At 40.4% G+C, this 14,608-nt stretch carries 13 protein-coding genes and 2 tRNA genes; 3 read left to right on the plus strand and 12 right to left on the minus strand.

Features of this window, described 5'->3' with window-relative positions:
• Window positions 1-67: 67 nt before the first annotated feature.
• Window positions 68-1,861, minus strand: coding sequence for a S9 family peptidase (locus OSO01_RS22440; protein ID WP_147212691.1), 1,794 nt, complete (start codon window positions 1,859-1,861; stop codon window positions 68-70).
• A 365-nt stretch (window positions 1,862-2,226) separates the two neighbouring features.
• Here OSO01_RS22440 and OSO01_RS22445 point away from each other — a divergent pair, with 365 nt between their 5' ends.
• Window positions 2,227-3,294: an LLM class flavin-dependent oxidoreductase gene (locus tag OSO01_RS22445; protein WP_147212704.1), complete on the plus strand. Its 1,068-nt coding sequence runs from the start codon at window positions 2,227-2,229 to the stop codon at window positions 3,292-3,294.
• 3 nt (window positions 3,295-3,297) lie between these two features.
• Complete coding sequence (locus OSO01_RS22450) at window positions 3,298-3,864, plus strand: NADPH-dependent FMN reductase (RefSeq protein WP_147212692.1); 567 nt, start codon at window positions 3,298-3,300, stop codon at window positions 3,862-3,864.
• Window positions 3,865-3,922: 58 nt separating this feature from the next.
• On the opposite strand, the gene glmM is transcribed toward OSO01_RS22450, so the two are convergent.
• The 5 genes from glmM to sigW all read right to left on the minus strand — a co-directional run bounded on the left by glmM (window position 3,923) and on the right by sigW (window position 8,849).
• Window positions 3,923-5,266: a phosphoglucosamine mutase gene (gene glmM / locus OSO01_RS22455; protein ID WP_147212693.1), complete on the minus strand. Its 1,344-nt coding sequence runs from the start codon at window positions 5,264-5,266 to the stop codon at window positions 3,923-3,925.
• 34 nt (window positions 5,267-5,300) lie between these two features.
• Window positions 5,301-6,533, minus strand: a complete 1,233-nt coding sequence (locus OSO01_RS22460) for a CdaR family protein (RefSeq protein WP_147212694.1) — start codon at window positions 6,531-6,533, stop codon at window positions 5,301-5,303.
• The gene (gene cdaA / locus OSO01_RS22465; protein ID WP_147212695.1) at window positions 6,526-7,347 is read right to left on the minus strand and encodes a diadenylate cyclase CdaA; all 822 of its coding nucleotides are present in this window, start codon (window positions 7,345-7,347) and stop codon (window positions 6,526-6,528) included. Before cdaA ends, OSO01_RS22460 begins: the two co-directional genes overlap by 8 nt.
• Before the next feature lie 281 nt (window positions 7,348-7,628).
• Window positions 7,629-8,270: an anti-sigma-W factor RsiW gene (gene rsiW, locus OSO01_RS22470; RefSeq protein ID WP_147212696.1), complete on the minus strand. Its 642-nt coding sequence runs from the start codon at window positions 8,268-8,270 to the stop codon at window positions 7,629-7,631.
• Between the two features lie 15 nt (window positions 8,271-8,285).
• Window positions 8,286-8,849, minus strand: a complete 564-nt coding sequence (gene sigW, locus OSO01_RS22475; RefSeq protein ID WP_147212697.1) for an RNA polymerase sigma factor SigW — start codon at window positions 8,847-8,849, stop codon at window positions 8,286-8,288.
• Window positions 8,850-8,985: 136 nt separating this feature from the next.
• Between sigW and OSO01_RS22480 the strand changes: the two genes are divergently transcribed.
• Window positions 8,986-9,138: an aspartyl-phosphate phosphatase Spo0E family protein gene (locus tag OSO01_RS22480; RefSeq protein ID WP_077605006.1), complete on the plus strand. Its 153-nt coding sequence runs from the start codon at window positions 8,986-8,988 to the stop codon at window positions 9,136-9,138.
• Between the two features lie 256 nt (window positions 9,139-9,394).
• On the opposite strand, the gene OSO01_RS22485 is transcribed toward OSO01_RS22480, so the two are convergent.
• From OSO01_RS22485 to OSO01_RS22510, 6 genes are all read right to left on the minus strand, one after another.
• Window positions 9,395-10,507, minus strand: a complete 1,113-nt coding sequence (locus OSO01_RS22485) for a phosphomevalonate kinase (RefSeq protein ID WP_246145290.1) — start codon at window positions 10,505-10,507, stop codon at window positions 9,395-9,397.
• A 12-nt stretch (window positions 10,508-10,519) separates the two neighbouring features.
• A complete protein-coding gene (gene mvaD, locus OSO01_RS22490; RefSeq protein ID WP_147212698.1) occupies window positions 10,520-11,494 on the minus strand; it encodes a diphosphomevalonate decarboxylase in 975 nt (324 codons plus the stop codon).
• Between the two features lie 83 nt (window positions 11,495-11,577).
• Entirely contained in the window at window positions 11,578-12,534 is a 957-nt protein-coding gene (gene mvk, locus OSO01_RS22495) for a mevalonate kinase (protein ID WP_147212699.1), read from the minus strand.
• Window positions 12,531-13,820, minus strand: a complete 1,290-nt coding sequence (locus OSO01_RS22500) for a hydroxymethylglutaryl-CoA reductase, degradative (RefSeq protein WP_147212700.1) — start codon at window positions 13,818-13,820, stop codon at window positions 12,531-12,533. The genes mvk and OSO01_RS22500 overlap by 4 nt, the downstream gene beginning before the upstream one ends.
• A 436-nt stretch (window positions 13,821-14,256) precedes the next feature.
• Window positions 14,257-14,329 (minus strand) — tRNA-Lys (locus OSO01_RS22505).
• Window positions 14,330-14,526: 197 nt separating this feature from the next.
• Window positions 14,527-14,598: transfer RNA gene (locus OSO01_RS22510), tRNA-Gln, on the minus strand.
• Window positions 14,599-14,608 lie beyond the last annotated feature (10 nt).

The raw sequence follows: 14,608 nt of genomic DNA on the forward strand, positions 1-14,608 counted from the left end.
AAAATCATCAGCAGCTCTCCAGGCTATCCTTCCTCGCCTTGCCCGAAGCTCTGCTGATGTTTTCTACTTACTTATGCTTCTCCATAAAATCTAACATCCGCTTATAAACTTTTATTTCATTCTCTTTTTTCGAGAATCCATGTCCTTCATCCTCCAGCACCAGATACTCGACATCCCGGCCTTTATCCTGCAGCTTCTGAACAATTTGATCCGACTCCTCCTTCACGACACGAGGGTCTTTTGCGCCTTGGATAACTAGCATTGGTTTTGTCATTGTTTCTAAATAAGTAACTGGCGAATCCTTCACAAATCGTTCCTTATCCCGCTCCGGATCGCCGAGCCATCTTTCCATAATTGGCTTCCAATGCGGCGGTACAGAATTGACAAAAGTAAATAAATCAGATGGTCCAAAGATATCAATTACTGCTTTAAAATATTCCGGATGACGTCCATGTAAGAGCAGTGCCATGTAACCGCCATAGCTTCCCCCTACCAGGAATAGATGGTCTGGATCCGTAATTTTCTGGTCGAACAGCCATTTGATACCTTCTACATTGTCAAGCCGTGGTCCATGTCCCCAATCCTGCTCAACGAGTTTAACAAAGGAAGAGCCATAACCTGTACTTCCCCGGAAGTTCGGCGCAAAAATATGATAACCGCGATTTAGAATACTTTGGAACATGGCACGGAAAAATTTCCGCTCAGCTGCCTGCGGTCCGCCGTGTGGCCAAAATACTGTATAGCCATTGGCATTTTCTGGCTTCGCTCTGAATAGCAATGATTCCATTTCCATCCCATCAAAAGAACTATAGGTTACAATTTCAGGGTCAACAAGCTCCTCTTCGGAAACTCCTAAAACACGATTATCTGTGAGCTGTTCCCATTTTTCACTGTTCGTCAGGCGGTAGATATTATCCGGTTTTACCGCTGAACGTCCAAGAAGATAAACTGCCCCTGATTCTGTTACTGTCACTTGATCAATCATATCAAATGGCTTTCTGATTTCTTTCAGCTCTCCGGACTTCACTTTATACTGATAAAGCTTATCTACAACACCTTTTTCCGTTACCAAATATAGTGAATTTGATGCTTTATCGTATTTTACTGTCTCTATCGACTCTTCTTCGATTTCAAGAACCTTGGAAAATTCCCCTTGCTTGATATCATACTTTGCTAAATACGTATATTCACTTTCATAATCCGTCGGGAAATAAATGGTGTTATTATCCGTGAAAACCGGTTCATAGGATACATGCACTTTTTTTGGATCAGGAGTAAGATAAATTTTTTCGTCTTCCTTTTGAATGAAAATATTATTATAGGTATTCGCAAACATGTTTTCATATACCAAGGTCTTCTCATCTTCAGATACAGCCGCAAGCGTGGTCGGCGCTGCTTCTCCTTCTATCAGGAGTTCATCTTTATCTGTATCCAGATGACGTACACGTGTGTTTAAGAAGCTCGGATTGTTCTCGGATGTATTATAATAAATACGTTTTCCGTCTCTACTCAAATGCGCAAATAAATACTTTTCATTCTCTGCTCCGGTAATCAGCGGCTGCGGCAAGCCTCCCTCTGGAGGCAATGCATAAATTTGATAATTTTCGTCTCCATCCGAATCAAAGCTTGTTAACACGTACTGCCCATTCGGATCAAATTGAACAAATAAGGAGGCTTCATCCTTTTGGGCAAATTGAAACGGATATGTATGCTCTTTACTTAAGTCTAATGCCCATAGATTACGTTTTCCACTTAAGTTAGTTGAGAATACCAGCTTTTTTTCATCTTTGCTTAATTGAAAGTGATAAATACTATACGTATAAAAGAACTGTTCTACTTTCGGTTTAGGAAATTTGATCATTCTATTTACACTCCTTTTTTCTGTATTTTCTATATTATACCATCATTTGTGAAATGAACCAGCGACTCCGGTCTTTTCTCCTCTCCATCTTAAGGCGGATATGTGGAAAATAAACTATCTTTAATTCAAGCTACTTTAATTGCATTTTCATCAATTGAATAGTAAAGTGATAGGTATAACAGATTGCGGAACAAGAGAAGCTGTGGAAGGAGATTTGGTTATTCATCTGCTTTCAATCCATATACTTCACTCAGCAATCCGCTTACTTTCAATTGTATTTTCATAATAAATAGTCCACTGTCACTTAAGCTGGACAGAACAACGCATAGAAAATAAAACCTAAAAACACTAGAGGAGCAAATATGATGGAAAAATACCGTATTGATCAAAAGAAAGGAATGGAGTTCGGACTTTACACCCTGGGAGATCATATAGCCAATCCTTTCACTGGAAAACGAATTTCTGCACAGCAGCGTATTCAGGAAATTATTGAATTAGCAAAATTAGCCGAGCAAGCCGGGCTGGATTTTTTCAGTGTCGGGGAAAGTCATCAGGATTATTTCACCACACAGGCGCACAGTGTTGTGTTAGCTGCTATCGCGCAGGCAACAAATAATATTAAGATTGGCAGCTCGTCTACCATTATCAGCACCTCTGACCCTGTTCGGGTTTATGAAGATTTTGCCGCGATTGATTTAATTTCTGATGGACGTGCTGAGATTATCGCGGGAAGAGCTTCCCGGATTGGACTTTTTGATTTATTAGGCTATGACGTGCAAGATTATGAAGCATTATTTGAAGAAAAATTTAATCTGCTGCTGCAAATCAATGAAAATGAAAAGCTCAGCTGGGAAGGTCAATATCGGGCACCGTTAAAAGATGCGAAAGTGCTGCCCCGTCCGAAAGATAACACACTGCCAATCTGGCGTGCAGTCGGGGGAACTCCTGCCAGCGCGATGAAGGCAGGCTATACCGGTGTTCCCATGATGCTGGCAACACTCGGCGGTCCTGCAAGTGCTTTTAAAAATGTTATTGATGCATATCGGGAAACAGCAAAAAGGAGCGGTCATGATACAGCAGAGCTTCCGGTTGGTGTTACTGGTTTTTTCCATGTGGCAGAAACAAGCCAGGATGCCCTGAAGCAGATATACCCTTATATTAATGAAGGAATGAAGCTGACCAATGGTCAAGGTTTTCCAAAGCAGGCATTTGCACAGGCCAAGGATAAACGGAGTGTTATCAATGTCGGCAGTCCACAGGAGGTTATTGAAAAAATCCTTTATCAGTATGAGCTTTTTGGACATCAGCGTTACCTTGCCCAAATGGACTTTGGCGGTGTCCCCTTCGAACAATTGGCAAAAAATATCGAAGTCATTGCCGAAGAAATCCTTCCAGCTATTCGCAAGTACACAGGAAAGAATCAGGGGGAATAACAAATGAATGTTATTGGTTTATCTGGATCCATTGTCGGATCCAAAACACGGACAGCAATGGATGTAGTTGCAAAAGAAATCAATGAAAAGTATCCAGAAGCAGAATTTCAACTGATTGATTTAAAAGATTATGATTTGCAATTCAGTGACGGCCGTAACTATCTGGACTATTCAGGAGATACAGCCTCGGTAACCAGGAAGATTATGGAGGCAGACGTAATTATTATCGGCACACCTGTATTCCAGGCATCTATTCCGGCAAGCTTAAAGAATATTTTTGATTTGCTTCCTGCAGGTGCATTTCGTGATAAGGTGGTTAGCTTCTTTATCACAGCTGGTTCTTCCAAGCATTACTTAGTAGCTGACTATCAATTAAAGCCTACATTGGCCTATATGAAAGCGCAGATCGTCCAAACTTATGTCTATATAGAGGAAAAAAGTTTTCAGCAAAAGGAATTAATCGATGATGATGTATCTTTTCGTTTAGAGCGTTTAGTGGAGGATACCTTAGATACTTTTGAGGCAGCCGAATGTGTTAGAAAAAGGAAAGAGGATTCTTACGGCTTCTAATCGAAAACAATAAAAAAATCGTATGAATGAGCAGCATTCATACGATTTTTTTACTATCTTAAGCACCTAAATGATTTTCAATCACTTTTACAATTCGCTCTGCATATGTTTTGCAGTCCTCTTCTGTCTTCGCTTCTACCATGACACGAACAAGCGGTTCTGTTCCTGATGGTCGAACTAAAACACGTCCGTTCTCTCCCAGTTCTTCCTCCACAGCCTGTACCTCATCTAAGATGATCGGGCTTGTCAAAGCTTCATTTTTGTCTGTTACCCGAACATTAATTAATGTCTGAGGAAAAATAGTCATCTCATCTGCCAGCTCTGACAAAAGCTTGCCTGATTCGCGCATAACATTTACAAGCTGCAATGCGGATAACAGCCCGTCTCCTGTTGTAATATAATCCAGGAAGATAATATGGCCAGATTGTTCTCCGCCTAAGTTATAACCATTGTTACGCATTTCTTCCATAACGTAGCGGTCACCTACTGCAGTCTTATCACTTTTCAGACCCGCTTCTTCCAATGCTTTATAAAAGCCTAAATTACTCATAACAGTGGATACTACTGTATCCTTGCGAAGCATTCCAATTTCTTTCATATATTTCGCGCAGATAAACATGATTTTATCGCCGTCCACGATTCTTCCTTTTTCATCAACAGCAATAAGACGATCTCCGTCTCCATCAAAAGCCAGTCCAATATCAGCCTCTTTATCCAGCACAAATTGCTGCAAGCCTTCAGGATGTGTCGATCCAACACCGTCATTGATATTCAGACCATTTGGAGTGGAGCCCATAGAATGAATATCTGCTTCTAAATCTGCAAACAGGTGAGTAGCCAGACTGGAAGTTGCTCCATGCGCACAATCGACTGCAATGCGTATTCCATCAAAATCATTATCAATCGTGTCTTTTAAGAAGGATAGATATTTTTGTCCACCTTCAAAATAATCACTTACGGACCCAATAGCAGGGCCTGTCGGACGAGGTAAATCATCCTCTTCTTTTTCTAATAAAGCTTCAATTTCTGCTTCTTGTTCATCTGTCAGCTTAAATCCGTCCGGTCCAAAGAACTTAATCCCGTTATCTTCCACTGGATTATGGGATGCAGAAATCATAACCCCGGCCTGTGCACTCATCACTTTTGTTAAATAAGCGACTCCAGGAGTTGAGATAACACCAAGTCTCATAGCTTCAGCGCCTGTGGATAATAAACCGGCAATCAATGCACCTTCCAGCATATGTCCGGAAATACGTGTGTCTCTGCCAATTAAGACTCGCGGTTTTTCACTGCCTTTTGTTAACGCGTAACCGCCAAAGCGGCCGAGCTTAAATGCCAGTTCAGGAGTTAAGCCTTCATTCGCTACTCCTCTGACACCATCTGTTCCAAAATATTTACCCATTATTATACCTCTCCTTTGACCATCCAATATACAACTAGTCTTCTGCCGTTTCAGCTGGATCAATTATTTCAACCGTTATTTCTTCTACACTTCCTGTAGCAGTCACATCATCAGGTGTCTCAATCGTAACAGGGACTTCATGCTCCCCCGGTTCCAAATCAGAGAAATCCAGCACTGCTCGAATATCATCTGCGGTTAAATCATTCACCAGTGAAGAATCTCCCTTTAGCTCCACATCAAGTGAAGAGTCGGGGTACGAGACTTCCAGTCCATTTCCTAAACCTTCTTCTTCTATAGGTACATCTTCAATCGTTTTTGTTCCTTCTACCTCAATCGTTACTTCCACCTCATTTGTTTCAGGTGATTGTACGTTTTCCGGCAAATCAAGTGGAACTTCTACTGTGCCAGATTCTTCAACTTCTGACAGGTCTACCGGTTCTGTATTAACTTCAGAAATATCATCAAGAACATCACTTTGTGAGTAAATTTCTACTTCATCTGTGTTCGCAGAAATAGAACCAAGCTCAAGGTCCTCTTCTAATTCGCCTGTTGTCTCTACAGAGAGTGGTACAGACTTGCTCGGATTATCTACTTCCACGGAAACCTGAATACTTTCCGGCTCCATTCTGACATTCAATTCATTACCCTGGACATCATATACATTCACTGGAAGCTCGCGATTATTAATCGACTCATCTACATCTTCCATATTTACATAAACCTTTACGGAACCAATAGAGTTAATGACATTCCGGGAACTCGTTATTGTTATCGTCTCCGGATTGATGCTGTAGTCAACTACCTCATAACCATCTGCCATTTTGTCCTGATTAATAAGATCGGCAGTTACAGTAAACTCTTGAGATGCCCTTTCTTCTATGTTGACCTGAACCGTCTTCGGCTCAATAAATACTTCCACATCACCCGGTATATTATGCTCCAGCTCTACATCATGCGGTCCTTCTCCCAGACCTTCTAAGTCAACGTATACATCAAAATTACGCTGAAGTAAATACGGCGTCAAACTGCCCCGGTTCCCTTGTAAAGTAACCTGAACCTCTTCTGGAACATCGCTGACAACATATTTATCGCGATCAATTCTTATATCGACCGGTACATTATCCAGGGTTTCTGTAGCATCGCTTGAACCGGAGAACGTAGCATCTGAATTCGGATTTTCTGATACATTGACAAATGCATAAAGTGTTACGGCAAAAGCCAAAGAAAGGACACGAACAAACCATTTACTCTTAAACCAATTATCCACGTTTACCATTCCCCCGTTTCCATAATTTTTTGTCAGAGGTTTTCGGCACAATTGATAAATGTGTTAAAAGCATTTCTCTTAATTTTTCTTCATTAATATCACGATGTAATTCACCATTTTTTGTACAAGAGATGGACCCAGTTTCCTCAGAAACAACAATTGTCAGGGCATCTGTCACTTCACTAATCCCCATCGCTGCGCGGTGCCTGGTGCCTAATTCTTTTGAGATAAATGGACTCTCGGATAAAGGCAGGTAGCAAGCTGCAGCTGTAATCTCTTCATTTTTTATGATTACCGCCCCATCATGCAATGGTGTATTCGGTGTAAATATATTTGTCAGAAGCTGGTGGGTAAGCTTTCCGTTAATCGGAATTCCTGTCTCCGCATATTCTCCAATTCCAGTTTCTCTTTCAATGGAAATAAGCGCACCAATTCTTCTTTTTGCCATGTAATTACAGGATGTAACAATTGCCTCAATTTCATTTTGTATAATTTCTTCAGCTGTGCTTCCAGACCTGACGAAAATATTACCTCTTCCCAGCTGCTCCAGTGCTCTCCGCAGCTCCGGCTGGAATAAAATAACAATGACAACAACACCCCAATTAATAACTTGGCCCGTGATAAATTGTATGGTTTGTAAGTTTAACAGTACACTTATTCCCCACACAACTAATACAACCGCTATCCCTTTTAAAAGCTGAATAGCTTTTGTTCCTCTGATCAGCATGATTAATTTATATAATACATACCAGACGAGAGCGATATCAACGCCTATCCGCAGCAGATTTAAAATGTCAAATCCCCCATCAAGCATGTTCACACATCCTTTACCCAATAGAATTACCTGTTTATTTTTTAAAATTATTTATATTACCATTGACTATATGAAATTGCAGTCGGTAATTATTATATCATAAATTTGTAAAAACAGACCTGTCTGTAGTTTCGTTTATTATCATTTTTCTGCTTCATATTTTTTATACTTGTATAACAATGTAAGGATGTTCTTTCCAGTCAAAGTACATGAGGGTTCGTGTCCTTTTAAAAAAGAGAGCGATATAAATGCTCTCTTCTTCAATACTTATCTATTTTTAATTAGAACGAGAATAATCCTTTAAAAAAATTCTTTACATGGTACCAAATCCATTCAAACGTTTGATCAACAGTCTCTAGATCCCCATTCACACCTCCGGCAGACGCCATTAGGTTGCCTCCATCGAGCTGGGAATCACTATCCAGGAGCTCTCCGTTAAATAAGGTGACATTACCATCAACGGTTCCAAGCACTAACAAATCACCGTTCTTCACGTAGACATCACCCGGAACAGTTACGCCTGCCGGTACAATAACTGTATCTCCGTCAATAACAAGCTCTTCCTGCGTTGAAACCACAAGCTGATCTGTTCCTTGATTAAAAGTAGACGACAGACTGCCTATCATCAGCAGAAAAAAGATTGCGGCCGCCACAAGAATTGGATGACGTTTAAACCAGCGCTTGTACTTCATGGATTTCTTCTCTGTCGGCAGTTTACTCATAACATTCTCGGTGAACCCTGCCGGCGCTTCCATCCGCTCCGCACTTCGAATTAAAGTAATCGTCCGATTAAGTTCATGAAAATGCTTCTGACAATCCTCACAATCTTCAAGGTGCCTTCTTAGTAGGCTTTCATCTTCTGCAGAAATATCCCCGTCTAAATAGTCATGCATTCTTTTTATATATTTTTCATTACAACTCACATCAAGCACGCTCCTTTACACATGTCGAAGCCTCTTTCTAAGGGCCTCTCTCCCCCGATGAATCCGCGTCTTTACCGTACCAAGAGGGACATCAAGAATCTCACTGATTTCTTTTAGAGAAAATTCTTCTAAATATCTGAGCATGATAATACTTCGATATTTAGAAGGCAACTGTGAAATCTCTTGATGAATATACCGCTGCAGTTCCCTGCTCTCTACTTCTTCTCCAGGAAGACGTTCCGTGCTGGCAAGCTGGGAATACATATCAAGTCCATCTGTTCCTTTTACTTCCGCATCGAGATGATAATCCGGCTTGCGCTTGCGCATACGGTCAATGGTTAAATTTGTAGCAATCCGGTATAACCATGTAGAAAACTTTCTATTCTCATCGAATGAATCAATATTCACAAAAGCACGTATAAATGCTTCCTGTGCCATATCCTCCGCTTCATGCTTATTGCCAAGCATGCGGTAGCAATGCTGGTATATTTTATCCTGATAAAAGGCTACTACATCTGAAAAAGCAGACTGATCTCCTTTTTTTACTTGTATAATTTTTTTCTTTATAAATTGTTCCATCTAATTACCTCCGCATTATGCGGTACTCTCTATACGAAACAACCGCTTGTAAGGTTTCACTTTTTCAAAAGAATGTTTATTTTTTTTCAGGCAGGGTATACCTAACGATAAGTATACTAAAAAAGGAGTGACTTTTGTGGATAAGAAAACATTATTCATAAAAATTGAACAATACAGAGAAGAAATGATGACCTTATCTAAAGAGCAAGGCTTAAGCTCCGAAGCCGTCTTAGCCACAAGCGAAAAACTTGATGCATTAATCTATGCCTATTTAAAAAGATCTTCTTGAGAGTCTGCTCTTCTTTTCAAAGACATGTATTAGGTATGTCTTTTTTTGTGCTTCTTTTTAGCTGCATATATCCAAATGTATCCTTTTTTAACCGAGTATATCTCTACGAATAATAATATCCTATTTTTCCCTTCATATCATTAGTCTTTTTTTATTTTTATAAAATCCTTCAAAATCAATCTAAAGATAATAGTGATTTAAAATCATAAACAAAAGAACCGATTTACAATATATACATTGCAAAACGGCTCTCACTTTATATAGAATCATTCTCTTCAATCACCATTTCTCCACCAATAGAAGGTGATATCGTCAAAACTTTAATTCCTTCTTTTTCCCAGGCGAGCGCTAATTCTTTTGCTGTTTCTTCTGAAGGCATAAAAGCAATTCCACAATCCCCGCCCCCGGCTCCCGAAGGTTTCCCGGCGCCTCCAAGATGCTCTGCAAGCTTACACAATACTGCCAAGTCAGGCGTTTCAATACTTGTATCAGCTGCTTTTCCTACTTGATCCAAAGCTTTTCGATTTGCTTTTATCCCCTGAAATAATTGGAGCAGGTCGCCATTCTCTGCTCCTGTTAAGAATTTGGAGACTGCATTTTTACTGTCTTCTAAAAATTTATTATAAGCTTCTGCATTATTCACCTTCAATAAACGGACCTGATTCACTAAATCCTTCGTAGAGGCTGCGCTGCCCGTCCATCCCACACAGAAGTAAACATTATCCGGTAAGGCGATCGGCTTGGATTTATAGTATTTCCAATCCTTCTTTAGCATCTCAGTGATAGAATTTGTCTCTTTGTATGCCTCAAGAAGCCAATCTGCCTGGAAGGATGAAAATTGCAGCAGTCCGCCATACGTGGATGCAGCTACATCTGCACCCGAACCATTCCCCTGCGTAATTACATGAGATAACGCAGCCAAACGAAAAATGGTATCTTTTTCTGCCAGTTTTGGGGCCTGGAAATGTAATACTCCTGCTACAATTGAAGTAACAATCGCCGCACTTGAACCCAAACCATATTTTACACCAGAGGTATCATCTAATTCACTGCGTGTTAATACATGCATCGGACGAATAGGTAATCCCTGTTCTTCCAAATAACGATAAGTAACCCGGAGTGCTTCCTTCACAAAAGACAGCCGGGGGTCGCCAGATTCAATATGTATATCTGTTTCCCGCCATGACCACGGGACTTTATGAAGTGAAAAATCGGATAAAGTCAGCTGGTGACTGTCCGCATCAGAAACGTTAGCATACACAAAACGATTAACAGCCATCACCGCCAAATCCTGATAAGGCTCTAATACGGCAAACTCTCCTGCAATCATTAATTTTCCTGGTACTTTGACTGTAATTGATTTTGCCACCGTATATTCCTCCTATAGATAGCTGATTCCGCTTCCGGGCTTGCTAACAATAATATCTTCTACGCCTTCAATGGATTGCAGACGTTTTTTTACTTTATCCTCATCTTCTGATAAATATAATACTTTTACGTTCGGACCTGCATCAATTGTAAAAAACACAGGAATCCCTTTTTCTCTTAAATTCTGCACAGTCTGCATCACTCGCATTGTTGTGTCCTGCCAATATGTAAAAGGCGGATTAGCTCCTAATGTCGTCGCATGCATCCGCAGACAGTTTGCTTCTGCAATGCTTCCCATTTTTTCAAAGTCTTTTTCAGCAATTGCTTGTTTTATTTCTTGTAAATCCTTGGGTGTCTGCTCCAGCCAGCCTGCATAAAAAGGGGAGGTTTCTACCGTACGGCGCATCCCTTCTCGGCTCGAGACCTTTTTCGTTGTTTTTGATAAAACAACAGCGGCAATTCGAATATCCCAATGAGACTTGTCTGCAACTTGTACTGCAAAGGAATCAGCTCCGTCTTCACGCTCCCCCATCTGCCATTCAACAAAACCGCCATAAATAGAGCGGCAAGCAGAACCAGAGCCTTGCCGGGCTAATTTTGATAATTCTGTGTCATTCAAGGAGACCCCTATTGCTTTCGCACTTGCAGCAGCCAATGCTGCAAGACCGGATGCAGAGGAAGCAAATCCGGCAGCAGTAGGCACATGATTTACTGATTGAACCTGTGCATATAGTTCTTTTCCAGAAAGAGCCCGCACCTTATCTAAAAATACTGCTACCTTTTCAAGAGCATTCCCTTCTACATTCTGTTCATTTAAGAGAAAGATATCTTTCTTTAAGTCCTCTTGAAAATGCACTGTTGTCTCTGTAGAAAAACCGTCTAATGTAACAGAAAGATTACTGTTGGTAGGGAGAATTAATGATTCATTCCGCTTTCCCCAGTACTTAATTAAAGCGATATTCGTATGCGCCCTTGCTGTCGCCTTCATATTTGAACCCCCTTTTCTACATACCTGTCAAAACATTCATTTACTGCAGTGAAAAAGAACCTTCTACTGAATAAAGTTTCACTTTATTTCTTTAATACAAATGGCCACACTGCCGCAGCACCAAATCGGCGTAATTTTTCAGCTAACTGTTTCGAATGCACTTCATTTTGAGCAAGCGCAATAATACAGCCGCCATTTCCTCCACCTGTCAGTTTTGCCCCCAAAGCACCTTCTTCACGGGCAAAGTGAATTAATTTATTTAAACCGGCATCACTTACACCTAATACTTCCAATTCTTTTTGCGCTTCATTTAACAGCTGCCCAAGAATGTGTTTACTCGCCTTTTCTAAGGCTTCTTTCGCATTATGCGTCAGTTCTCCGATTCGTTCTATTTTTGAATGAATACGTTGTGGAGCTGTTTTTAGCAGATTTGCTACAGATTCAACCGATGTACGGGTATCACCAATCCTGCCGGAGTCTGCAACAATAAAATGAAGATCTTCTCCTAATTCGATGTGCTCTACAGGATTTCCCTTTTTATACCAGACTGGTTTATCTGAGGTAATGGTCAATGTGTCTAACCCGCTGGGAGCTCCATGCGCATAAGTTTCTGCAACATTTGCTAATTGAAGCAATTCCTCTACTGAGCATTCCTTATCACAGTAGTTGAATATAGAGCGAATGACAGAAATAGCTACAGATGCACTGGATCCAAGGCCTTTCCCAGGAGGGACAGAAGAATTAATTCGTATTAATAAGTCTTTATAAGGGATCCCAAGGTATTCACAGGAACTGGATACACATTCAACAATTCCTTCCAGCTCTTTCGGGGCATGCTTCAGAGGACCGTGATAAAAAGTACTGTCCATTTTCACTGCCCCAGGAACATACTCAATCACCGTCTCTACACCAATTAAAGGAAATGGGATAGCAATTGCCGGCTGTCCGTGTACAACCGCATGCTCTCCAATTAAAATGACCTTACTATGAGCTATACCAATAGCTGTTTTTTCCGACGCTGTTACTTTTTCTGCACTCATTGTTTATACTGTTCCACCAATTCTTTAGCTTTTCCCACACGGATTTCTTGTTGTTCTACTAATTGTTTTGCTATCACATCAATCATCTCCCCAGTTGCTCCTCCGGCAATCGCAACAGAACGTGAATGAAGTGCCATGTGACCTTTCTGAATACCGTCTGTTGCCAACGCTTTGAGCGCTCCAAGATTTTGAGCGAGACCAACTGCCACAATTACTTGCGCAAGCTCTTCTGCTGATTCAATATGCATAATGGATAAAGAAAAATCAGCGAGCGGATGCACGCGTGTTGCTCCTCCGACTGTTCCTATAGACATTGGTAATTCAATTTCACCAACAAGATTACCTTCTTCATCCTTTGACCATGTAGTCATAGATCCATAATGACCATTTCTCGCAGCATAAGCATGTGCTCCAGCTTCTACTGCCCGCCAATCATTTCCTGTCGCTATCACAACAGGATCAATCCCGTTCATAATCCCTTTGTTATGCGTTACAGCACGATAGGGGTCAGAAGCAGCAAATTCATAGGCATGAATAACACCGTCTCTTACCTCTTCCCCAGAAAACGAACCTGTTTTCAGCAGATGTGGAGGTATAACGCATTTCGCTGTTACAAGGCTGCGGTCTGCATAATTTGATAAAATACGCAAATAAACCTTTCCCCTGGTTATTTCTTCCACGATTGGAGCAATAGATTCTACCATGGTATTAATCATATTAGCACCCATTGCGTCACAAGTATCTACGTAGATATGCATAACCAGCATTTTACTATATGACGAAGAATCCTCTTCATTCAGAATCCGGACATCCAAATCCTTCACACCGCCGCCGCGATTGACAATACTTGGATAAGCATCATCAGCGGCACGCATTAATATATCTTTTTGTTGAAGAATTTTTTGCTTTGCTTCTTGAAAATCAGGACATCCAACAACTTGAATCTGTCCAATCATCAGTCTTTCCTTTGACTCTGTCTGAAATCCGCCAGCTTCTCTGACTATTTTTGCAATATGGCTTGCAGAAGCAACGACAGAAGCTTCTTCAATAGCCATTGGTACTACATATCCTTTCCCGTTTATCAAAAAATTTAATCCTAATCCAAATGGTAATTGATAGGTACCAATGACATTCTCAATCATATTATCTGCTGTTTCAATAGTAAGCGCGTCTGCGTTAGACAAATTTTGCGTTTCTGCATCCGTTAAAGAAAAGGCTTCACGTAATAATGCGCGCCTGTCTTCTACCGTCATATTATAAAAACCGGGTATTCTTGAAGAGGTCATGCCTAGCTCATCCTTTTTATTTATCATATCTAAATATGTTTTTTATTACTAAGTACTAAATTAAACTATATTTGATTATAACACGAATTCTACCGTTTTTTCATTTAGAAGATACTTATTTCGTTACTGGAATTATGTTAATCATTTTATCGTAATAAAATAAGAATTTTTACTTTATTAAAAGTAAAAAAATGCACAACACCAGTCTATATGCTTACAATGCTTCTATAATATATACTTTCTCATGATTTATTTCTTATGCGTAATATCAAAAAGCAAGAGCTTTAATGATTTGTTTCCCGCTTCATATATTTTAATCCTCAGTGACCTGAATACATATATATAAGGATAAAACAGTTTACTTATTTATAAAGAAAAAAAACGAGATAATATTATCCCGTTTTCCTAAAGTGTTTTATACTTGTCATTCTTGTAATGAGCCATGAAGGATTCGAACCTTCGACCCTCTGATTAAAAGTCAGATGCTCTACCGACTGAGCTAATGGCTCCCATTTTAAACAGCTTTATATCTTATTTAGTGCTTCTCTATCCAGCAGACCCCTGCATCTGCCAGCAAACGCTTCGAAGTTAATCCTTCGGGGTTACTCGCAGTCTACTCGGCAGAAGCTTTGCTCGTTGCTCTACCGACTGAGCTAATGGCTCCTGTTATTTAAGCTATCCGCCTAAAAAAGACATAAAAAAAAGGCTGGGCCACTAGGATTCGAACCTAGGGTACACGGGATCAAAACCCGATGCCTTACCGCTTGGCTATGGCCCAACAAAAAACA

The organism is Oceanobacillus sojae, assembly GCF_007991515.1.
GTDB lineage: Bacteria > Bacillota > Bacilli > Bacillales > Amphibacillaceae > Oceanobacillus > Oceanobacillus sojae.

Excerpts from the sequence above, each read along its gene's own strand:
- OSO01_RS22440 (WP_147212691.1), bottom strand. The coding sequence starts at position 1,861 with ATGATCAAATTTCCTAAACCGAAAGTAGAACAGTTCTTTTATACGTAT.
- OSO01_RS22445 (WP_147212704.1), top strand. The coding sequence starts at position 2,227 with ATGGAAAAATACCGTATTGATCAAAAGAAAGGAATGGAGTTCGGACTT.
- OSO01_RS22450 (WP_147212692.1), top strand. The coding sequence starts at position 3,298 with ATGAATGTTATTGGTTTATCTGGATCCATTGTCGGATCCAAAACACGG.
- glmM (WP_147212693.1), bottom strand. The coding sequence starts at position 5,266 with ATGGGTAAATATTTTGGAACAGATGGTGTCAGAGGAGTAGCGAATGAA.
- cdaA (WP_147212695.1), bottom strand. The coding sequence starts at position 7,347 with ATGCTTGATGGGGGATTTGACATTTTAAATCTGCTGCGGATAGGCGTT.
- sigW (WP_147212697.1), bottom strand. The coding sequence starts at position 8,849 with ATGGAACAATTTATAAAGAAAAAAATTATACAAGTAAAAAAAGGAGAT.
- mvaD (WP_147212698.1), bottom strand. The coding sequence starts at position 11,494 with ATGAAGGCGACAGCAAGGGCGCATACGAATATCGCTTTAATTAAGTAC.
- mvk (WP_147212699.1), bottom strand. The coding sequence starts at position 12,534 with ATGAGTGCAGAAAAAGTAACAGCGTCGGAAAAAACAGCTATTGGTATA.
- OSO01_RS22500 (WP_147212700.1), bottom strand. The coding sequence starts at position 13,820 with ATGACCTCTTCAAGAATACCCGGTTTTTATAATATGACGGTAGAAGAC.